Genomic DNA, 20,835 nt, shown 5'->3' with positions numbered 1-20,835 from the left:
TGGATGATTACGACGGTTATGTGTATTGGTTTTATGAGATTACAATAGACTTGCTATAATTACCATTATTAGTCTGAATCTGATATACATAGGGTCCCGTACTTAATCGGGTTTTTGCAGATTCTTTTACGTTAATGACAAGGTCAACACCTTCCATTAGCATTTCATTAGCTAAGGTGGCTACTTTTTGACCAATCACATTATACAATGAGACCTCTACGTGAGTAGTTTGCGGAGTAACAATATTTAGAAAAGTTTGATTATCACTATATGAAGGGATATGGGTTATCCCTGCTCCATCGGTAGGGTTAATGCTACTGGATCCACTACAGTTAAATCCTAGATCTAGAGATTCGAAATCGGCACCTAGCAGAGCTCTTCCTACCAAACCTTGATCAATACATAACCAATCTTTCATCACGGTAGCATATACTTGCCTAAAATCTGTAGTGTTCGTTACATTTCCTCCTCTGGTTAAATCGTTTAGATCGGGATGTTCTCCAACAAATCCATTACCATTTAGGGCAGACCCAAAAAACATAGTAGGGGCTGCAGTACCATGATCGGTACCCAGGGAACCATTCTCTCTAAAACGTCTACCAAATTCTGACATCGTCATCGTAAGTACCTTATCATCCCATCCTGCGGCAGTAAGGTCTTTATAGAATGTGCTTACAGCCTCAGAAAAAGAGTTTAAAAGCTGCTGATGTCTTTGGGGTTGATTATTGTGAGTATCAAAACCACCTAAGGTTACTAAATATACTTTGGTACCTAAGTTTCCTTTAATCAATCTGGAAATGATACTAAACTGTCTTCCCAGGCTATCATCAAGGTAGCCTGCAAAATCATTGGGCCCAGATCGCTCATAAGCTGCACTGATCACATCAGCATAATTAAAAGTGGTATTTGTGGCTTCCCTTAGATATCTTACTTTATCATCGTATGTACAATTCTCTAATCCATTAAGATCGTAGAAGGTTTCATTTTCTATAATCTGAAGTAATCTTCTAGGATCAGAAACGGCAAACGAAAAATCGTTTTGAGGTCCTTTAAAAATTAGATTTCCTATACTTCCGATTTGAATAGAAGGTGGACTCGCTGGTGGATTAAAGAAATAATCAGGATAAATTTCCTGAAAATATCGTCCCATATAACCAGTACGGTCATCCTCTACTAAATTGGTATTGGCATAAATATCTGATCCTTTAAAATGAGATAACGAAGAATCTTCGTACCCTACACCATGTACTACACGCATTTGACCATCACCCCAAACACTTTCGAGCTTGTTCATAGGTTTTGGCATTGCAAAATTACCATCGAGATCAATAAATTCACTAGGAGGAATTCTAATCAATGGTCGTGCATTAGCATAAACATCGTAATCGTATACTGGGATGATGGTATTAAATCCATCATTACCTCCACTAAGACGACACAGAATAAGGATATTGTCATTTTCAGATTGACTAAGCGCTATAGATAAAGGAGAAGGTCTGGATGCCGAAATTGGAGTATTGGCAAGCATCATAGAACCACCTCCAGCAATCCCAAGGGCTTGCAAAAAAGATCTTCTATTCCATTTTTTATGATCGTCGGTATTACAAGAACTGTCCTTGTCTACTTTTATATTTTTATTGTGATTTGTTTCGCACATAGCATTTTATTTAAGTTGAAATTCGGGGATATCTACAATGTAATCTAAGAGCGCAGCAAATTGATCTGCTACCTCGTTAAAGCCGAGGTCCCAGGTTGGGCTTCCGCCAATTTCATAGTAGGTAGGAGGGAAAAGATCCTTAAAAACACCTAAAATTTCATTAAAAATAATATCATCTTCAATACCTCTTGGAAAGAAATAATTTACAATAGCTCTCACTACAATTTCAACATCTGGACCGCTAAGAGTAGGCTGTAGATTTCCGTCGGCAGCGGTACCGATGGGTAATCCTACCACAAAATCTCTAAATTGCTGCTGATTGCTTTGCCAGGCTTGGTTTATGATAAATCGGGCACTTTCCCAGCGGCCAATTAAAAAATCGGGACTCACCCAATCTTCATCGCCTTGCCAGCCTTCAACATCTATTGGATTTAAGACATCTTGTCCTAATACTCGAACAGTACCTCGAATAAAATCGTTAACATTTGTAGCACCAAGTGTAAACCCTAATTCGTTATAAAAACAAATCATTAAATCACAAGGGCTTTTGATAATAGCACCAATGGCTTCAATATTAAAAAAGTGTTGACTTTTAAATAATTGACGCAGTACCGGTGCGATTTCAAAATTATTAGAGATAAGAGTTTGAGCCATTTGTGCAACAATGGTTTCGCTGCAGGTAGGGCTTACATAATATGCATAAAGCTTTGTGCAAATAAACGTGGCAACTTGTAATTCCCTTTGTTGAAATAATATGTTTATTACATCATCATAGGTCCAGTTGCCCGTTTGACCAAAAATAGTTTTGGTTTCATTACTAAACTCGCTTGGGTCAAAAAGAATATCTCCCCATGTTATACCATTGGTATCCACATAACCAGTAATACCCTTTGCGGTTTCTTGTATGTCGTCTTCGGTATAGTCATTATCTATACCTAGTGTAAAAAGTTCGTATAATTCTCGGGCATAGTTTTCATTAGGTCTATCTCTTACATTTTCGTCACCATTAAGATATACCAACATGGCATTAGAGATACCAATGTCATATACAAAATCTCTAAAGTTACCTATCGCATGCATTTGCAACAGACTATAATATTGTAATTGATATGCAGGGCTTCTATAGGTGTCGTCTTCGGTCACAAAATGATTACTCCAGAACAAAGTGAGTCGTTCTCTTACTTTATTCTGAATCAAATCACCGATCATTTGATTTTTTCCTTCTTGTCTATAGAAACCTAGATCATTGTCGGGATTAGCATCCTCTGCAGCATCGAATTGATCTCTATTCCACAGGCTCCACGGTAGTGGTGGCGTAGTATTTAAGGCAATAGCTTCATCGATCAATGTATCCACCAATGTACTGGGATTTTGGGATAAAGCAGCTAAAACTTCAGCTTTTGAAGCTCCAAAACCAATTCTGCGATAGAGGTGGTTTACTCGAGTAACATTCCAAGGATTTTCTGCGGAAGGCACATATACATCGAGAGAATCCAGATTACATGACGTATCAGAAATCATAGGCATTAAGATTTAAAAGTAGTATTTGAGGGACAAATTTCATCACAATATAATAGTTTATAACGAAACTCTTTGTTAATTAGTACTTCAAATTTGAAATTTTAAGAAATAAGACTGTTCAAAGAATATTCATATAAATCCAAAAAAATGAATATTCTTTGAAAAAGACGAATTCCATCTGACCGATGTATAAAATAAAAAAACAGATAATATGTTGACCCCTGATTTTATTAGAGAAGGAGATAAAATCGCAATTGTTTCTACCGCGAGAAAGATTGATATAAAAGAGATTGAAGATGCAATGTATATCTTGAAACAGTGGAATTTAGTTCCTGTAGTAGGTTCAACAATCGGTATCGAAAGCAATCAATTTGCAGGTACAGATGAGGATCGAAGGTCTGATTTTCAAAAAATGTTAGACGATAAAGAGATTAAGGCCATATGGTGTGCCAGAGGGGGGTATGGAACGGTTAGAATTATTGATGATATTGATTTTTCTAATTTTCGCACGCATCCAAAATGGATTATAGGATACTCAGATATCACCGTATTACACTCTCATCTTCATAATTTGGGGATCTGTTCGTTACATGCTCCTATGCCCATCGATATTCATAAAGGAACCAAGGAATCTATTGATATCGTTAGAGATATTACTTTTGGAAAAAATATAGAATATAAGATACCTTCTTCTAAGAAAAATATCTTGGGAGATTGTAGAGGGCAGCTAGTAGGTGGAAATTTATCTATGCTCTACTCCTTATGTGGCTCTTCATCTTCTTTGGATACCACTGGTAAAATTTTATGTATTGAAGATTTAGATGAATATTTGTATCATATAGACAGAATGCTTCAAAACCTGAAACGAAATGGGTATTTTGATAACCTATCCGGATTGATTGTTGGCGGGATGACCAAAATGCATGATAATAATATTCCTTTTGGGAAAAAACCTAAACAGATTATTTTGGATATTGTACAAGAGTATGGATTTCCTGTAGCATTTAAATTCCCTATGGGGCATATTGAAGATAATCGTGCTTTGATTTTTGGGGCAAAGGCTTCATTGAAAGTAACTAAAGACGAAGTTAAACTAGTATACGTATAACTATGGCACAACATAATACTTTGGGGGAAAAAGGAGAGCGGTTGGCCGTTGATTTTCTATTAAAGAAAGGATATGATATTTTAGAAAAAAATTATAGGTATTTAAAATCTGAAATTGATATCATTGCAAGGATCAAAGATGTTATTGTGGTTGTAGAGGTCAAAACACGAAGTACCCCAGAGTTTGGTAATCCGCAGGAGTTCGTAAAACCAAAACAAATACAATCGCTGGTCAAAGCAATTGATCATTATATAACCGATCATGACCTCGATGTAGAGGTGCGTTTTGATATTGTTGCGATTATAAAAAATAAACAAGGAACTGCTATAGAACATCTCGAAGATGCTTTTTATCATTTTTAATTAAAAAAATGCGCTTTTAAGAGTAACTTAGTATTTCTTGAGCTAAGAATCATGATCATATAGATCGTTTCACATAAAAAATAATCTTTTCTTAATGCAGTCTTTAGAGTTAATAGATTTCATACTTTTTTTAGGAATAAGTCAGGGTATATTCTTGGCAATCACTATTCAATTTATTAGAAACAAAAATAAGCCTGCTAATCAACTACTTTCTGTTATTTTAGTTTTATCGGTTTTGATGTTGTTCGGAAGGATCATTTTTTTTAGGTTTTTAACCCTACGAATGTTTCAATGGAGTATTCTCATTGATGCCATAATATTTCTATTTGGCCCCTTGTGTTATGTGTATTTTAGGCGGTTGGCATTTTCTGAAAACAATACTTTTAAGCTTTCATGGATTCATTATATTCCCGTTATAATCCATATTTTATTTTCCTTTTATGTGCTATCTCTTGGGGCAGAAGAATTCTCTGAAAAATTGTCAGCGAGATTTTTTAGCATACCTTTTTTAGTTGTTGAAGGAGCAGGAATTATTTCAAATTTTTATTATTGGATATTAAATGTGCGACTTTTAAAAATGTACACCAAAGAAGAGAAAAATACAATCTCGTATAAACAAAGCCTGGTGTCATTTTTAAAGTTTTTTCAAATATCTGTGGGTGTTTTTTTGGCCTTATGGATTACCAGCTTCACCATTTCGCGTTTATTTAGCTACTCTATTGGATTTATCGATTACAATTCGGTATGGGGTGCTATATCCCTATTTATATTTGTTGTGGGTTATTATAGTCTTAAAGAACCAGAACTTTTTAGAGTTTCTTTAAAAAGAGAAAAGACAGAAACGCAACAACGTCTTCCGCAAAGTCAAATAACTTTTTTTGAAAAAGAAATGAAACGCCTTATAGAAGAAGAAAAAATATTCTTGAAACCCGACTTAACACTAAGGGACCTTTCTGAAAAATTAGAAACTTCGACACACAATATATCCTGGTATTTAAACACCATCTCAAAAAGTAATTTTTATGATTACATCAATCATTATAGGATTAAAGAATTCTTAACAAAGATTGAAAATGGTGAGCATCATCGTCATACCATTCTCGCTCTTGCCATGGAGGTAGGCTTTAACTCAAAATCTACATTTAATAAAGCTTTTAAATTAGAGATGAAGGATACTCCTAGTAATTACATCAAAAGGTTAAAAGTTGCCTGAAAGAGGTACGAGTACATCCAAACGGTCGATTTTTAAGTACTCTAGAGATACTTTAGAGGAAACTTAAAAATCATACAAATGAAAAAACGTACAAAAAACACTAAGATTAAAAGACTTACTTTTTTTACCTTATTAATGATATCTGGATTATTAACCTCTTGTCATGGAGATGGTGTTGATCGAGATCCCGTGGTAGAGACAGTGGTCTCAGATTTTGCAGGAAACGATGCTGTTTCTGTGGATCGTAGAGGTAATGTTTATGTATCTGAATTTGGGCGATTTGTTGGCTCTAACGGAAACGGAACCCGAGTTTTTAAGGTGTCTAAAAATGGAGATGTAACCGAGTTTGTTACTGGTTTAACCGGCCCGCTGGGTAATGCAATCGATGCACATGGTAATCTTTATGTTGTTAATGGCAGTGGTAATGGATCAGGAGATATATTAAAAATCACTGCAGATGGTACTCGAACCACATTGGCAACAATTGATGGCTTTCCATCTGGGTTAACATTAGATTCTTATAATAATGTCTATGTTTCAAATTTTGGAACCCCAACGGTACACAGAATTACTCAAGAAGGAGAGGTAACTGTTTATGCATCAGATTCTAGATTAGCAGGTGGTGTAGGAATCGATTTTGACTATAAAGGCAACCTTGTTGTAGGTAATTTTGCCACCGCAGATATTGTATCTATCGACCCAGAAGGAAATGTTTCTCTTATTGCTACAATTCCTAATGCTGTGGTTAATGGTTTTGGTATTGGATATATAACAGTTGCAGGTAATTCGGTTTTTGCCACTGGGATTGGAGTGAACAAAATTTTTAGAGTTACTCTTGATGGCAGGGTAGAAGAATTTGCTGGTACAGGAACTCCTGCCGTTGTCGACGGTCCGGTCGGAGAAGCCTCATTCAATGGCCCTAACGGAATTACGGTTGACAAGTATGCAAAAGCTATTTATATTTCAGAATTTGGAGGTGCAGGAGCGCTAAGAAAAATAAAACTATAGCCACAATTCTATACGTTTTGCAAAATCAAAAGATCATTATGAAGTAGCATAATGATCTTTTGTTATTATTAATGATAAAAGGTCTTCTTAAACTAATCAATCTCATAAAAGAAGTGCAGCTGTATACATTTGGTCGAATTTCATACAATTAGAGCGTAGATTTACGTAAAAAATAAGTAACTGATTATGGAATCTTTTACAATAATTCATTTCATCCTTTTTCTAGGGATAAGTCAAGGGATTTTTTTGGCAATAGCGATTCAGTGTATTCACAATAGAAACCGATTAGCAAACAGGATGTTGTCATTGATTCTTATTATAGCCGCTATTATGCTTACCGGAAGATTTTTCTTCACCATAGAAACCAATACTATTGTTTTTTTTAGGCTAGCTTTATTCGTAGACATCCTGGTATTTGTTTTTGGGCCATTACTATATCTATATTATAGAAGATTAGTGTTTCATGAAAAAGTAAAGTATACCCTTCATTACGTTAACTTCATACCCGCTATGGGCATGCTGGCATATCATATCTGGACCTATCAATATTCGTATGAAGAATTTGTACTTATGGTTCGTAACGGAAGGCTAATGATTCCTTTTTTCATCATAGAAACCGTTGGGATTGTGTTTAATCTTTATTTCTGTTATCGCTGCTTCCTGCTGATCAAAGTATATCAAAAAGAAGAAAAGAAATATTTATCCTATGCTCAAGATCTTGTACCCTATCTAATAGTTATTTTAATGATAGTTCTATTGTTTTTAATACTATGGGTGGTAAGCTATGTCTTATTTTATTTTTTGGGCATATATTCCTCATTCATTAGTTATAATGTCATATGGGTAGCGATTCCTCTATTTGTCTATATTGTTGGGTTTTATAGTCTAAAACAACCTGATATTTTTAGAATGCCTAGGGGCAAAAAGAATGACGCCCAAAATAGAGAGAGAGTAGAGGGGAAAGCACTACAGGATTTGCAAAAAAATCTTGAACACCTTATGGTACATGAAAAAATTTATCTGGATCATAAACTTACCTTAACCAACCTTGCAAAACAATTAAATACCTCTACCAATAATCTTTCTTGGTTGCTTAATAATATTCATGAGAGTAGTTTCTACGATTTTATTAATAAATACCGGGTAGAAGCATTTATAGAAAAAATTGAAAAGGGGGAACACCAAAAACATACCATACTGGCACTTTCATTAGATTCTGGATTTAACTCTAAGTCTACTTTTAATAAAGCGTTTAAAGCGGTGCTAAAGGACACACCTAGCAATTATGTCAAAAAATTGAAAGCTGTGTAAGCAGTAGAAATGGTTCGGCTGTATACAAACGGTCGATTTGTAATGATCGTAGTGATAGTTTTGAGTCGAATTTAAAAATTATCACAATGAAAACACTTTCACTTTTTGTCTTATTAAGCACGCCTTTATTATTGTCGTCTTGCTATGGAGAAGGGGTTGATCCCGATCCAGAAGTAGAAACTTTAATTAGTGATTTTGCAGCAAATGGAGCCGTATCTGTAGATAGAAACGGCAATATCTATGTTTCTGAGTATGGACGCTTTGTTGATACTGGAGGTAGCGGAACCAGAATCTTTAAACTTTCACCAAGAGGAAAAATTTTAGATACTATTCAAGGGTTGTCTGGTCCTATGGGTACTGCCAAAGACACTAATGGAAATCTTTATGTTAACAATGCAAATAATACAGTTAATGGCCAAGTACTAAAAATAGCACCTGATGGTGATAGGACTGTTATTGCAACTATCGATGGATGGCCTAGCAGTATGGCCATAGATCATGAGGATAATTTATATATATCTAATTATACCGCTCCAACGGTTCATAAAATTTCTTCTAATGGAGAAGTAACTGTATATGCAAATGATCCTAGATTATTTGGAGGAGTTGGCATTGATTTGGATAGTAAGGGGAATGTAATAGTTGCCAATTTTTATACAGCCGATATTTATTCTATAGATCAAAATGGTCAGATCTCACTGATTGCTAATATCCCTGATATTGTAGTTCAAAATTTTGGTATTGGATATATTACCGTTATCAATGATGTTATTTATGCTACCGGAATAGCAGTCAATTATATTTTCAAGGTTTCACTAGACGGTACGGTAGAAACAATTGCAGGTAATGGCGAAGCGGCACAAGTTGATGGACCATTACTTGAAGCTTCTTTTAGTAATCCTAACGGAATTGCATTCAATAAATATTTAAGAACTATATACATATCAGAGTATACGGGAGTAGGTGGATTACGAATAATAAAGCTTTAGAAGTGTCAATACGTTATAAAAAGTCGGTATAAACAGTAATCTTAAAAACAATCATTATGGTACAATCAATTTTAAAATTAAACGGAATAAAAGAGTTGAAAAAAGAAATTCAGAAAAGTATTAATGGAGGGGTGCCTACAAATGGTATCTGCCCTAGTGCAGGAGAAAGTTGTTGTTCCAGGTTTATAATTACACCCTGTTTTGGAGGTGTAACACAATTAGCTTGTGTTAATGGTATTTGGGTCGAAGTATAATTGCGTTATAACAAAGAAGCAAAAAAGAGGTTGTATAAAAAAGTAAAAACTAGATTGAATATCGGGAAGTCACTTTTTGGTACAACCTCTTTCTTACTTTTAGACGTATATATCGATTCTTAACCCATTTAGATTCTAAGATAAACCTAAAAGACTCAATTTTGAGTGTTTTATACTCGATTTCGAGTCTTTTTCATTCAATTTTGAGTGTTTTATACTCGATTTCGAGTCTTTTATACTTGATTTTGAATCTTTTTCATTCAATTTCGAATCTTTTATACTCGATTTCGAATCTTTTATACTTGATTTTGAGTCTTTTTCATTCAATTTCGAGTGTTTTATACTCGATTTTGAATCTTTTTCACTCAACGTTTAGTGTTTTTCATTCAAGAATAAATTATTTTCTTTCTTCATTTCAGAGAGAAACAATTTAGCAATATCATACGCATGCTCAAATAATTCTGATGATGACCCGCTTCGATTCATTATGATAGATACCGACAGATGATGTTCTGGGAATAAGATTAATAACGACGTTGATCCCATAGCGGTACCACCATGATGTAAAATTTGTGTTTGTATATTCGTCCCTAGTTTATCATTTACCGTATCATTGCGCCACCCTATAGCATAGTTTTGTTCATTTACTTGCCCGTTTTTTAGCGGTACCGGTTGTAGTAAAGATAACATGGTTTGTTTTGTGAAAAGTTCGTTGCTAAGAAATGCTTTGCCCAGGGTAACAAGACTCGATGGAGTTGCCAGTAGACCACCTCCGGCCCATTTATTACTGTTGTTTACTCTATAAGCTTCTTTAGTTTTAACGCCTTCTACATCATAAAACTTTGAAATAGTCGGCGATGCGATGCTCTCTTTTTCAAATATAATATCAGTTATTTTCAAAGGTTCGAATACTTTTTTAGTCATAAAACTCTCGAAATCGGTTTTTGAAGCTCCTTCTATCATAGCACTTAATACCGTATAATTATAAGAACTATAACTAAAGTCTGTTCCGGGATCGAACAGTAAATCGTCTCCATTAAAAATACCGATACTCTCCTCAACAGTATCATACTCGTCGTTGTTATAATATTCCCATACGGGGAAACAAAAACAAGTACCATAATTACGAATCCCAGAAGTATGCGATGCTAATTCTTTTAAAGTGATGGGTTTTAGAGTATTGCTGGCATAAGGCACAAAATCTTTAACTGTTGAATGTAAACTCAACTTTTCATTTTCGAGTAAAACCCCAACTCCCAAAGAAGTAAGGGCTTTAGAGGTACTCCCAATTCTAAATTTTGTATCTGTTGTTACTGCAATCTTATGTTCTGCATCTTTATACCCAATAGCATTTGACCAAACGATTCCTTTATTAGAGCTTACCGCTACAGATATTGCTGGAGCTTTAAGATTGGTGTATATAGTTTTTAGAAGATGATCTGCTTTTTTTGAAACTGAATCCGTATGTGTTATAACTGGATGTAGTTGCTCTGCTTTAGGAAGATCAAACCAACCTGAGGTGTAGTTAAAAATGGGTTCGAATAAAAAATAGCTTATAAGAAATACAATACTTACAGAACTAATGATATAGATTTTTTTCATAATAATGTGTGTTTAAAATTGGGGTGTATTTTGCCTGTTCACCCAATAGTATTAAGTGATTTTTACGTTTTTTGAAAAGTAAATAAGGAGTTAAGAAACGCTAAATTCTTTTTGTTTAGCTTTTAGCATTTGAGAAACTTTGTATAGTAAAATAATTTCTAAAATGATGGTTGGTGTAAGTAAAACCATACCTACTACCGATAAAAATATAGTGACTAAGCATGCATATGTAATAATTTCAAAAATACCGGTTAGGGTAGCGATGGTTCCCAGGGCATTTTTTAAACGTAATACAGAGATTCCAAACAATATTCCGATCACTCCAAAAGTTACGGCTTCTGCACCTAATATAAATTCTGGATCAATTGTGCCAATATAAAGTGATAAGATATCATATGCGTAAAAAATGCAACTTATAAATACTAAAATGAATGCTGTGATACGTAATAGGTAGTTTTTGAAAATCTTTCCGCTAAGAATAAATCCACGATAAAATAGAATAATCGAGACAAGAATTATAAGTTTAATTGCTGTATAAACGATATTGTTTGTAATCATTTCACCTTGAAAATGCCTGAAAAAATCCATAGCAAATTCTCCAAATCCAAGGACAAAATATACAATACCACTAATCCAGGAGATTGAAAGTTGGCGTGTTAAAAAATCAGCTTCTTTATTGTCATCAACATCAAGTAAAAGTAGTTTTTTAAATTCTTGGGTAACCGAAAAATTTGTTGTTTGAATAGTACTTATATCATACTCTAAAGCCGATAATATCGTCTTAATAGTATAACTTCTGGGAGTAACTTCTCCCGCTTCTATTCTTTGAATAGTTCTAACACTTATATTGCATTGTTCTACTAATTCTTCTTGTGTAAGTCCCTTCGACTTTCTGAGTTCAGATATTTTTAAACCTAAAGCTGGCTGTTTCATAATACGTAAGTTTTTAGTTTGATTCTTGTGATCACTAGAACTTGTTTTCATTTGTTGCAGCAATATTAAATTATAGCATTAGGTTCTCAAATATTTTGCCTTGTCTTTTACCCGTCATTAACCCGTCAATCGATTGACAGCAATGTCTTTTTAGGTTTTTAAGGTTTAAAAGTTTACTTACTTTATAATTTCAGTTTCGGTCCTAACCTTTAATGGTAGCAATACTTTTAAAGCCTTATCGACAGATTTTATATTCTCAAAAGTTAATAATAACCTCAATCCGTTTCTGGTTTGTTTTTCTTTCATTTTACAAACTCTAGGGTTTTGTTGCACAAACTGAAGCACTTTAGAAAATGCAGGACTTTGATAAAACTTGGATTGTTGATCGCTTATGAAATACCCAATTAATTTATCTTGTTTCATGATAATCTTCTCTAGGCCAATAGAAGTAGCGATCCACTTGATTCGAACAGAGTTTAACAAATCTATAGCTTGATCTGGTAGTTCGCCAAAACGATCAATTAAACGATTTTCATACCCTTGTAGACTTTCTTCGTCTTTAATTGCATTAAGTTCGGTATACAAGTTTAATCGCTCGGTAATGTTATTGATATAATCATCAGGAAACAATAACTCGAAATCGGTATCTATTTGGGTGTCTTTAAGGAATACTTTCTCTTTTGATGCATCTTCGTAAAGGTCTGCGAATTCATTTTCCTTGAGTTCTTCGATAGCCTCGTTAAGGATTTTTTGGTAGGTATCAAATCCGATTTCATTTATAAAACCACTTTGTTCGCCGCCTAACAGATCTCCGGCTCCGCGAATCTCTAAATCTTTCATGGCGATGTTAAATCCGCTACCCAGGTCAGAGAATTGCTCAAGTGCAGTAATACGTTTTCGTGCATCATCGGTCATTGCAGAATAGGGCGGAGTAATAAAATAACAAAAAGCTTTTTTATTGCTTCGACCCACACGACCACGCATTTGATGCAAGTCTGAAACACCAAAATTATTCGCATTATTAATAAAAATAGTATTCGCATTGGGGACATCTAATCCACTTTCAACAATGGTAGTAGAAACCAATACATCAAATTCGCCATTCATAAAAGAAAGCATTAGGCCTTCTAGCTTTTTACCTTCCATCTGGCCATGACCTACACCCACTTTGGCATCGGGTACCAGGCGTTGTATCATGCCAGCAACTTCTTTTATATTTTCGATTCGGTTATGAATAAAAAACACCTGTCCGCCGCGTTGTATTTCGTAACTCACAGCATCCCGTATCGTTTCTTCGGCAAATCGTATCACATTGGTCTCGATAGGATATCGATTTGGGGGCGGAGTAGTAATTGTAGATAAATCACGAGCTGCCATTAAACTAAACTGCAACGTTCTTGGGATGGGTGTAGCCGTTAGTGTTAAGGTATCTACATTTTCTTTAATGGTCTTGAGCTTATCTTTTACCGATACTCCAAATTTTTGTTCTTCATCGATAACAAGTAATCCGAGGTCTTTAAATTTTACATTTTTATTGACCAATTGATGTGTACCAATAATAATATCCACTTTACCTGCTGCAAGATCCTCGAGAGTTTCTCTTTTTTGTTTCGCTGTGCGGAAACGGTTTATATAATCTACCACAACGGGAAAATCTTTTAATCGTTCTCTAAATGTTTTGGCATGCTGAAAGGCAAGGATGGTTGTTGGTACCAAAATCGCGACTTGTTTACCATTATCTACTGCCTTAAATGCTGCGCGAATGGCAACTTCGGTTTTACCGAAACCAACGTCACCACATATTAGACGATCCATTGGGCGCTCGCTTTCCATGTCTGCTTTTACAGCTTCGGTGGCCGTACTTTGATCTGGAGTATCTTCGTAGATAAAAGAGGCTTCTAACTCGTGCTGAAGATAACTATCCGGATTGTATTGAAACCCCTTTTGCAACTTTCGCTTTGCGTATAGCTGTATAAGATTAAAAGCAATATGTTTTACTCTGGCTTTGGTTTTTTGCTTTAATGTTTTCCAGGCTTTTGATCCTAGTTTATAGATCTGCGGAGCTTTACCATCTTTGCCATTAAATTTTGAAATTTTATGAAGCGAATGTATGCTTAAATACAGTACATCCCTCTCTCCATAAATTAGCTTGATGGCCTCTTGTTTTTTGCCATCTACATCAATCTTTTGTAATCCACCAAATTTTCCGATCCCATGGTCAATGTGGGTTACATAATCTCCTACTTCGAGATTGGTCAATTCTTTTAGGGTTATGGCCTGTTTTTTAGCATACCCATTCTTGAGATTAAATTTATGGTAGCGCTCAAAGATTTGATGGTCTGTATAGCAGGCAATTTTTTGATCGTGATCAATAAAGCCTTGAAATGCAGAAAAAACAATAGTTTCATATTGTTTTACATCGAGATCGGCATCATCAAAAATATCATGAAAACGCTTAGCTTGCTGTTCGCTTACGCAAAAGATATAATTCTTGTATCCATTTTCATGATTCTCGTTCAGGTTTTGGATTAATAGATCAAATTGTTTGTTGAATGAAGGTTGAGGCTTGGTGTCAAATTTTATAGCATAATCTGCCTTGGTTAAGGGTCGGTTTCCGATTTCGACTAAGGTAAAATCCAAAAGTTGTTTTTTGATTAACTCAGAATCGGCAAAAAGTTCTTCGGGTGTACTGTGTTTAATTTCTTCAGAAAGGGTGCTGAACGCTTCTTTGGCCTTTTCAAAATTTTTATCAATTCGTGCAGAAAGCAGATCGATATCTTTAGCAAAAACTACGGTCTTTGAAGCAATATATTTTAAGAAACTCTCTCGAGTTTCTTGCATAGCTTTGTTTTCTACATTAGGAATGATAGTGATTTTTTTGATTTTTTCGGTAGAGAGTTGCGTTTCTACATCAAAGCATCGAATACTATCTACTTCATCCCCAAAAAACTCGATACGATACGGTTCGTCGTTACTAAATGAAAACACATCTACGATCCCACCACGTACCGAAAACTCACCAGGTTCGGTAACAAAATCTACTCTCTGAAAATGATATTCGAATAATACCTCGTTTACAAAATCAAGAGATAAGGTGTCACCAGTTGCTATTTTTAAGGTGTTTTTCTCCAGTTCTTTTCGGGTAACTACTTTCTCGAATAACGCATCGGGATAGGTAATAATCAATGCGGGTTTTTTTCTAGAGTTTATTCGATTAAGGACCTCGGCTCTTAGCAATACATTGGCATTATCGGTTTCTTCAATTTGGTAGGGCCTGCGATAACTACCGGGATAGAATAGTACATTCTTATCACCCAATAATTGTTCTAGATCATTAAGGTAATACGCAGCTTCTTCTTTATCATTAAAAATGCATAGAAAGGGGGTGTCTGCGGTTTCAAATACATGCTCTATAGCAAATGATAATGACGATCCGATAAGACCCTGAAGGTGTGTTTTTGCTTCAGACTGGGCAATAGCTTTCCCCAGTTTCTGCAATGGCAAAGACTGTAAAAAAGTTTGCGTGATTAGGGTTGTACTCACGTAAGAAGGATTTTAGCGCAAATATAAGTATTGAATTGATGTGGTTAAAATTGTTGAATAAAATGTTTTTAAATTGATGATGGTATTATAAATCCGATAATCACCAACAATAGCGCAAAAATCGTTGTCCACTAGTAAATTTTTAAACCCCTAACCTTAAAAAAGATACTTTGTATACCAGTATTCGGGAGTCAAACTTCAAAAATCATGAGTCCGACCGCAAATCTACCGCATCAACTTACAAACGAAGTGGGTAAACTGACAAAGCTACCGGGCCGACTCGCAAATCTACGGCGACAACTGACGAAGTTACAGGAAACTTTAACAAATGAAGTCCCCCAACGCACAAAATTACCGGGCTCTTTAACAAATGTAGTGGGCAGACCTGGTAACAAAGACCCCCGGGGTACTTCTGAAGTACCCCTATACCTTTCTTTTGATGGTTGAGGGATATGCTTCCTAACCAAATTGAGCGACCAATTTATCAAAATCAGCTTCAGCATTATATAGGTGCGGCGAAACACGCATTGCAATACCGCGAAACGATACTATAATATTTTCTTGTTTCAATTTTGCTTTTAATTTCTCTACATCCATATGTTTTGGCAAATAGATCCCAAAAAGATGATGTGCTCTGTAATCATCTTCCTCGATAAAACACCCTAAATCCCGAAGCTGGTGTACCGTATTCTGAGTGATATTTTTACAATATTCTTGTATTGCAGCTGGAGTCCATTCTATAAGCTGTTCTATGGATCTAATTAGCATGGGCGTGAGTGCAAAATTACTGGATTCTCCTACAGAATATCGCGCGGCTTTTTCCTGGTATCGATCCTCGTACTGGGTGAGGTTGGTAAAATCTTCACTATGATAACGATTCATCCAGCTATGTTCAATAGGTGTTCCTTCATTAAAGGCATCACTGTAATACGCCATCCCTGTAGAATAAGGGCCAAGCATCCATTTATATCCCCCACAAACTAGGGCGTCGGGCTCAATCTCTTTTACAGAAAAAGGTAAAGCACCAATGCTTTGTGTACCATCTATAATGAGCATGGCATTTACCGATTTGGTTTTTTCTCTTATGGCTTTAAGGTCAAACAGCGTTCCGTCGGCCCAATGCACATTGGCCATTGCAATTACTGCAGTTTTTGTAGATATAGCTTCGAGAATACTTTGATTCCAAAGAGCCCCGCGGTTTTCAAAACTATGTGGAGGTTTAATGATTTTTACAACCGCTCCCTTTTTCTTAGCCACTTCTTTCCAGATATACACATTGCTGGGAAACTGTTCGTCTACCAAAAGAATCTCATCACCTTTATTGATCGACGTATTATTAGCGGCATTTGCCAGGCCATAGGATACCGAAGGGATAATGGCCGTATTTTTATAATCCGGAGCTTCTATCAAGGCAGCAAAACGTTGTTTCAGAATTTCGCGTTGGTTGAAGAAATCTTCGGGTAAAATTTCATTAGGTTTGGCTTTTCGGGCAATGGCTTTCAATCCGACCTGCGTTACCGATTTTAATTGGGGAGACATATACGCACAATTTAAATATGTGGTATCATCAGAAAGGTCAAAAAGATGTTTTTGGTGTTGCATGCATTTTAATTTGAAACTAAAATTACTTTTTCCTTGGTGTATCAAAAAGTGTTTAGGAAAATATTAGGAGTTATTTGCCCATGTAAAGTCATATTCGTTCCTATACATTTAGGGGTACTCATCTCATTTATATTTTCACTAATATTGTAGTATGACCCTTTGTATCCTAAAAAAGAATAGCGTTACAAGACCCCTGCAAAGAGGTCTAGTTGTTTTTTTGTGTTTTTTGGTGTGTACCGTATCCTTGTATTCGCAGTCTTTTCAATCTCATGCAGATAGTCTGCAAAAGCTACTTCAGAAACCCATAAGCGATTCATTAAAACTTCAGTATAATATGGATCTGGCTCATATCTACATGGATTTGGATCCTTCAAAAATGATGGGATATGCCGATAACGCTTTGGTTTTGGCAGAAAAATTAAATTCTGAACAGGACAAAGCATTTATTTACAATTATAAAGGAGTTTATCATTGTAAAAAAGGAGAATTTCAATTAGGATTGCAACATTTTCTTTCTGGATTAAAGATTATGGAGAAAACTAATCACACGAGAGGACAAGCAGAGGGCCTGATGAATATCGGAAACCTGTATCTTACTATCGAGAACTATAAAGAATCCGAAAAATACCTGTTTCGAGCACTAGAGATGTCTAAGCTGATCAAAAGTGAAAACAGTATTATGATGATCAATAATAACCTCGGGATCCTTTTTTCGAGACGAGGTGATCTTGATAAGGCACTACAGCATTATGACCGAGCACTAGAAAAAGCAAAAGAACTATCTCACAAAAACCAAATGATCAGCTTATATATTAATACGGCTGATATTTACTTGCAGAAGAAAGACTATAAAAATGGGGAGTCTTATTATGGCGAGGCCATGAAATTAAGTACTGAAGTAGGAAATTTTGTAGCCGAAACTCAAATTAAAATCGCCTTGGGGCAGGTGTATACATTTAGAGGTGATTTCTCACAAGCCACCAAATACCTTGAAGAAGGCCTAAAACAAGCCATTACTATTGAAGCTAATGATCTTGCGTCCAAGGCCTACTATAATTTGTCTGAGATCTATGAACAACAAGGAAATTTTGAAAAGGCACTTAAAATTAAAGAAAAATATAGCCTTACCAAGGATACATTAGGTAGAAATATTATTAAGATGACCAATGTTCTTTCGGCTTACGAAGTGGATAAAAAGGAGGAAGAGATCATCGCAAAAGAGAGTGAGTTGAAAAAGACGACTACTCAAAAGAAAATGATAACCATCATTGGAGTAATTGTGTCTTTAGGCTTGTTATTTTTAGGTGGATTTATGTATTTCAGAAAACAAAGATTGGCCAGGGAGAAGAAGCAAGTCGAATGGGAGAATAACATTTTAGGACAGACTAATGTAGATCTTAAGAAAAGGCTTGAAATGCTATCTGACCAAATTAAAAACAAACCAGAAAAAGTAGACGATCCCGAACAGAAAAATAAAAAATATCGTACCTCTACATTATCAGAAGAAGAAAGAGAAAAATACATGCAACAAATTCTGGATTTTATGGAGACCGAAAAACCATATCTGGATAGCGAATTGACATTAGGAAAATTAGCCGAAGAATTAACGATGGTACCTTATCATCTTTCTGAAGTTCTCAACGAGGCATTAAGAAAGAGTTTTTATGACTTTATTAATATTTATAGAGTAGAGGCTGTAAAACAATTTATGGCAGACCCAAAAACATCGAACCTTACCCTATTAGGGATTGCCTTTGATGCAGGTTTTAATAGTAAAACCGCTTTTAATCGCGCTTTTAAGAAAGCCACAGGTTTATCTCCTTCTAAGTATCGTCAAAAACACATACAAGAAAAACTCTCAAAGGAAGTATAAAAAAAACAGGAAATCCTTTCAATAGGTGCCGCTTAATCGAACGGCACGAAAAAGGGAAATTTAACCTTTAATTTTGAGACATACTTAAAATAGGATGTTTTTACAAGATCAATTGCAAATTGTAGGATTAGAGGGAATATGGAAGAAAATAGAGCCAAATCTGAAGCGTTCTATCAAGTTAAAACCCAAAATTTGTAGTATCAAAAACAGCCTTTCTATTATAGGAGGAACTCCCGTTGCGACTAATGGGTTTAAATGGCCACTCAATCTAGATGGAGAACATTTATCTTTTATTGCACAAATAAACTTAGAGGATATTACACCATTAGACCGACGAGGAGTATTACCTGGCCACGGAATGCTGTATTTCTTTTATGATGCTTTTTACCAGCCTTCAGGATACAAAAATGAGCATCAAAACAGTTGGAAAGTTATTTATGAGGAAATAAAACCGTTAAAAATGGTAAAAACTCCTTATCCACAAGATTTGCTGATACGCAATAATCAGATTACAAGCGTATTCGAAAAATTAATATTTCATGAGTTTGAAATTGACTTTCATTCAGAATATACTGTGCCGCCATATGAATCAGAATTCGTAAAATCTTTGCATCTGGATTTTGATGACCTTTGGAAATATGAACAATTTTATTTTAAACAGGTCAACCAGAAACCACGGTATAGAATGCTGGGATTTCCCGATAGAAAAATGGTGAACACTGATATGATAGCCATTTGTAGACTCACAGGCAATGACATGGATCATTATCCATTGGGGAATAGTGGGTATAATCTTCCAGAACCTATAGACAAAAATGAAGAATGGATATTGCTGCTGCAAATGGACTCGGATCTAGAGGTAGGTATGGCTTGGGGAGGCGAAGAAATGGGAAGAATCTATTTCTGGATTAGAAAACTAGACCTATTGCAGAAGAATTTTGATCGATGTTGGGTTATCTTAGAGGTATAATTATTAAAAATTGTTATGTGCCAAAAAGCGTCAATTCTAGTATTTTGCCGTAATGAAATGAAGACAAAATGTATCGAGAATAGCTTTTTTGGATCCAAAATTTTATTCTCGATAGCCCTGCTAAGCATGTCGAAGTAGTAGAATTTAAAACATAAAAAATATCCAAACACATTGCAGATTTGTTAAAATGAAAAATATCAAAAAGATTTTTATAGCATTAATAGCGATTGGATTTTTCAATCCTTGTTGTGCACAACAAAATAATACTATGCAACAAAAAAAAATAATTAAAGAAGATATTCAGTTTGCTATCGGAGGGCAAAAGTGTTTTCGAGAATCCTTGGATATTCCTCTTACTTGTTCAGAAGAAAAACTGCTGCGATTATTAGATAAAAAAGGGATAGCTCTAAGAGGGGTTATTGGGCGTAACTTAGGTGGAGTTACCAGAATGGATTGCTCTGAAATAAAAACATGGAAATCAATACCCGAGTATTTAGCGACCAGAATATATAAGCTAAGTAAAGAACTTATAGTGGTTTTTAAAGAAGTTGAAGATAGCGAATTGATCCTGGTTACTTTTATGGGGAATAATGATAAAGAAATTGAACGGCTGTTAGAAGAATTAGAACTAAACGTATTAGAGAATTCTGAAGCCGAAAATTTAGAATTATTTGAAGATGAATCTAGAATAACCGAAAGGATACGGCTTATGTTGGGGACTAATATTTTGACTTTCACTCCAAAATACCCCTATCATCATTTTTTTATTGATAATTCTAATGAAAACAATTCCAAAACTGAAGCAACCAAAAGAGCTTTCTTTTTAGACCATAGAAAATATGATTTAGCACTTATATTTGATTTCAAATCATCTTCAAATTAAAACTAA

General features: G+C 35.1%; 16 protein-coding genes. 10 read left to right on the top strand and 6 right to left on the bottom strand.

Features of this window, described 5'->3' with window-relative positions:
• Positions 1 to 31: 31 nt before the first annotated feature.
• Positions 32 to 1,657 (bottom strand): DUF1501 domain-containing protein, encoded by a 1,626-nt coding sequence (locus tag ABW637_RS01570; RefSeq protein ID WP_367582870.1) that lies wholly within the window; start codon positions 1,655 to 1,657, stop codon positions 32 to 34.
• 6 nt (positions 1,658 to 1,663) lie between these two features.
• Complete coding sequence (locus tag ABW637_RS01565; protein WP_367582869.1) at positions 1,664 to 3,178, bottom strand: DUF1800 domain-containing protein; 1,515 nt, start codon at positions 3,176 to 3,178, stop codon at positions 1,664 to 1,666.
• 211 nt (positions 3,179 to 3,389) lie between these two features.
• Here ABW637_RS01565 and ABW637_RS01560 point away from each other — a divergent pair, with 211 nt between their 5' ends.
• The 7 genes from ABW637_RS01560 (at position 3,390) to ABW637_RS01530 (ending at position 9,423) form a co-directional block, all read left to right on the top strand.
• Positions 3,390 to 4,286, top strand: coding sequence for a S66 peptidase family protein (locus ABW637_RS01560; protein WP_367582868.1), 897 nt, complete (start codon positions 3,390 to 3,392; stop codon positions 4,284 to 4,286).
• 2 nt (positions 4,287 to 4,288) lie between these two features.
• Positions 4,289 to 4,648, top strand: a complete 360-nt coding sequence (locus ABW637_RS01555) for a YraN family protein (protein WP_367582867.1) — start codon at positions 4,289 to 4,291, stop codon at positions 4,646 to 4,648.
• A 94-nt stretch (positions 4,649 to 4,742) separates the two neighbouring features.
• Positions 4,743 to 5,861 (top strand): helix-turn-helix domain-containing protein, encoded by a 1,119-nt coding sequence (locus ABW637_RS01550; RefSeq protein ID WP_367582866.1) that lies wholly within the window; start codon positions 4,743 to 4,745, stop codon positions 5,859 to 5,861.
• 78 nt (positions 5,862 to 5,939) lie between these two features.
• Entirely contained in the window at positions 5,940 to 6,869 is a 930-nt protein-coding gene (locus ABW637_RS01545) for a virginiamycin B lyase family protein (RefSeq protein WP_367582865.1), read from the top strand.
• Positions 6,870 to 7,055: 186 nt separating this feature from the next.
• A complete protein-coding gene (locus ABW637_RS01540) occupies positions 7,056 to 8,180 on the top strand; it encodes a helix-turn-helix domain-containing protein (RefSeq protein ID WP_367582864.1) in 1,125 nt (374 codons plus the stop codon).
• Between the two features lie 86 nt (positions 8,181 to 8,266).
• Positions 8,267 to 9,169: an NHL repeat-containing protein gene (locus ABW637_RS01535; RefSeq protein WP_367582863.1), complete on the top strand. Its 903-nt coding sequence runs from the start codon at positions 8,267 to 8,269 to the stop codon at positions 9,167 to 9,169.
• A 56-nt stretch (positions 9,170 to 9,225) separates the two neighbouring features.
• Complete coding sequence (locus ABW637_RS01530) at positions 9,226 to 9,423, top strand: hypothetical protein (RefSeq protein WP_367582862.1); 198 nt, start codon at positions 9,226 to 9,228, stop codon at positions 9,421 to 9,423.
• A 372-nt stretch (positions 9,424 to 9,795) separates the two neighbouring features.
• Here ABW637_RS01530 and ABW637_RS01525 read toward each other — a convergent pair whose 3' ends face one another.
• The 4 genes from ABW637_RS01525 to ABW637_RS01510 all read right to left on the bottom strand — a co-directional run bounded on the left by ABW637_RS01525 (position 9,796) and on the right by ABW637_RS01510 (position 17,103).
• A complete protein-coding gene (locus ABW637_RS01525) occupies positions 9,796 to 11,025 on the bottom strand; it encodes a serine hydrolase domain-containing protein (protein WP_367582861.1) in 1,230 nt (409 codons plus the stop codon).
• A gap of 90 nt (positions 11,026 to 11,115) precedes the next feature.
• Positions 11,116 to 11,958, bottom strand: coding sequence for a helix-turn-helix domain-containing protein (locus tag ABW637_RS01520; RefSeq protein WP_367582860.1), 843 nt, complete (start codon positions 11,956 to 11,958; stop codon positions 11,116 to 11,118).
• Positions 11,959 to 12,135: 177 nt separating this feature from the next.
• Complete coding sequence (gene mfd / locus ABW637_RS01515) at positions 12,136 to 15,501, bottom strand: transcription-repair coupling factor (protein WP_367582859.1); 3,366 nt, start codon at positions 15,499 to 15,501, stop codon at positions 12,136 to 12,138.
• Positions 15,502 to 15,960: 459 nt separating this feature from the next.
• Positions 15,961 to 17,103, bottom strand: coding sequence for an aminotransferase class V-fold PLP-dependent enzyme (locus ABW637_RS01510; protein ID WP_367582858.1), 1,143 nt, complete (start codon positions 17,101 to 17,103; stop codon positions 15,961 to 15,963).
• A 151-nt stretch (positions 17,104 to 17,254) separates the two neighbouring features.
• Here ABW637_RS01510 and ABW637_RS01505 point away from each other — a divergent pair, with 151 nt between their 5' ends.
• The 3 genes from ABW637_RS01505 (at position 17,255) to ABW637_RS01495 (ending at position 20,829) form a co-directional block, all read left to right on the top strand.
• Positions 17,255 to 18,976, top strand: coding sequence for a tetratricopeptide repeat protein (locus ABW637_RS01505; protein ID WP_367582857.1), 1,722 nt, complete (start codon positions 17,255 to 17,257; stop codon positions 18,974 to 18,976).
• A 94-nt stretch (positions 18,977 to 19,070) separates the two neighbouring features.
• Complete coding sequence (locus ABW637_RS01500; RefSeq protein WP_367582856.1) at positions 19,071 to 19,946, top strand: YwqG family protein; 876 nt, start codon at positions 19,071 to 19,073, stop codon at positions 19,944 to 19,946.
• A gap of 187 nt (positions 19,947 to 20,133) precedes the next feature.
• Positions 20,134 to 20,829, top strand: coding sequence for a hypothetical protein (locus ABW637_RS01495; protein ID WP_367582855.1), 696 nt, complete (start codon positions 20,134 to 20,136; stop codon positions 20,827 to 20,829).
• The last annotated feature ends 6 nt before the right edge of the window (positions 20,830 to 20,835 follow it).

The sequence above is a fragment of the Aquimarina penaris genome, assembly GCF_040786285.1.
In the GTDB taxonomy this organism is placed as follows: Bacteria; Bacteroidota; Bacteroidia; order Flavobacteriales; family Flavobacteriaceae; genus Aquimarina.
This window is presented reverse-complemented; position numbering and strand designations above follow the sequence as displayed.

Bases quoted from the DNA above. Each gene is read 5' to 3' on its own strand.
- ABW637_RS01570 (WP_367582870.1), bottom strand. From the start codon at position 1,657: ATGTGCGAAACAAATCACAATAAAAATATAAAAGTAGACAAGGACAGT.
- ABW637_RS01565 (WP_367582869.1), bottom strand. From the start codon at position 3,178: ATGATTTCTGATACGTCATGTAATCTGGATTCTCTCGATGTATATGTG.
- ABW637_RS01560 (WP_367582868.1), top strand. From the start codon at position 3,390: ATGTTGACCCCTGATTTTATTAGAGAAGGAGATAAAATCGCAATTGTT.
- ABW637_RS01555 (WP_367582867.1), top strand. From the start codon at position 4,289: ATGGCACAACATAATACTTTGGGGGAAAAAGGAGAGCGGTTGGCCGTT.
- ABW637_RS01550 (WP_367582866.1), top strand. From the start codon at position 4,743: ATGCAGTCTTTAGAGTTAATAGATTTCATACTTTTTTTAGGAATAAGT.
- ABW637_RS01545 (WP_367582865.1), top strand. From the start codon at position 5,940: ATGAAAAAACGTACAAAAAACACTAAGATTAAAAGACTTACTTTTTTT.
- ABW637_RS01540 (WP_367582864.1), top strand. From the start codon at position 7,056: ATGGAATCTTTTACAATAATTCATTTCATCCTTTTTCTAGGGATAAGT.
- ABW637_RS01535 (WP_367582863.1), top strand. From the start codon at position 8,267: ATGAAAACACTTTCACTTTTTGTCTTATTAAGCACGCCTTTATTATTG.
- ABW637_RS01530 (WP_367582862.1), top strand. From the start codon at position 9,226: ATGGTACAATCAATTTTAAAATTAAACGGAATAAAAGAGTTGAAAAAA.
- ABW637_RS01525 (WP_367582861.1), bottom strand. From the start codon at position 11,025: ATGAAAAAAATCTATATCATTAGTTCTGTAAGTATTGTATTTCTTATA.
- ABW637_RS01520 (WP_367582860.1), bottom strand. From the start codon at position 11,958: ATGAAACAGCCAGCTTTAGGTTTAAAAATATCTGAACTCAGAAAGTCG.
- ABW637_RS01510 (WP_367582858.1), bottom strand. From the start codon at position 17,103: ATGCAACACCAAAAACATCTTTTTGACCTTTCTGATGATACCACATAT.
- ABW637_RS01505 (WP_367582857.1), top strand. From the start codon at position 17,255: ATGACCCTTTGTATCCTAAAAAAGAATAGCGTTACAAGACCCCTGCAA.
- ABW637_RS01500 (WP_367582856.1), top strand. From the start codon at position 19,071: ATGTTTTTACAAGATCAATTGCAAATTGTAGGATTAGAGGGAATATGG.
- ABW637_RS01495 (WP_367582855.1), top strand. From the start codon at position 20,134: ATGAAAAATATCAAAAAGATTTTTATAGCATTAATAGCGATTGGATTT.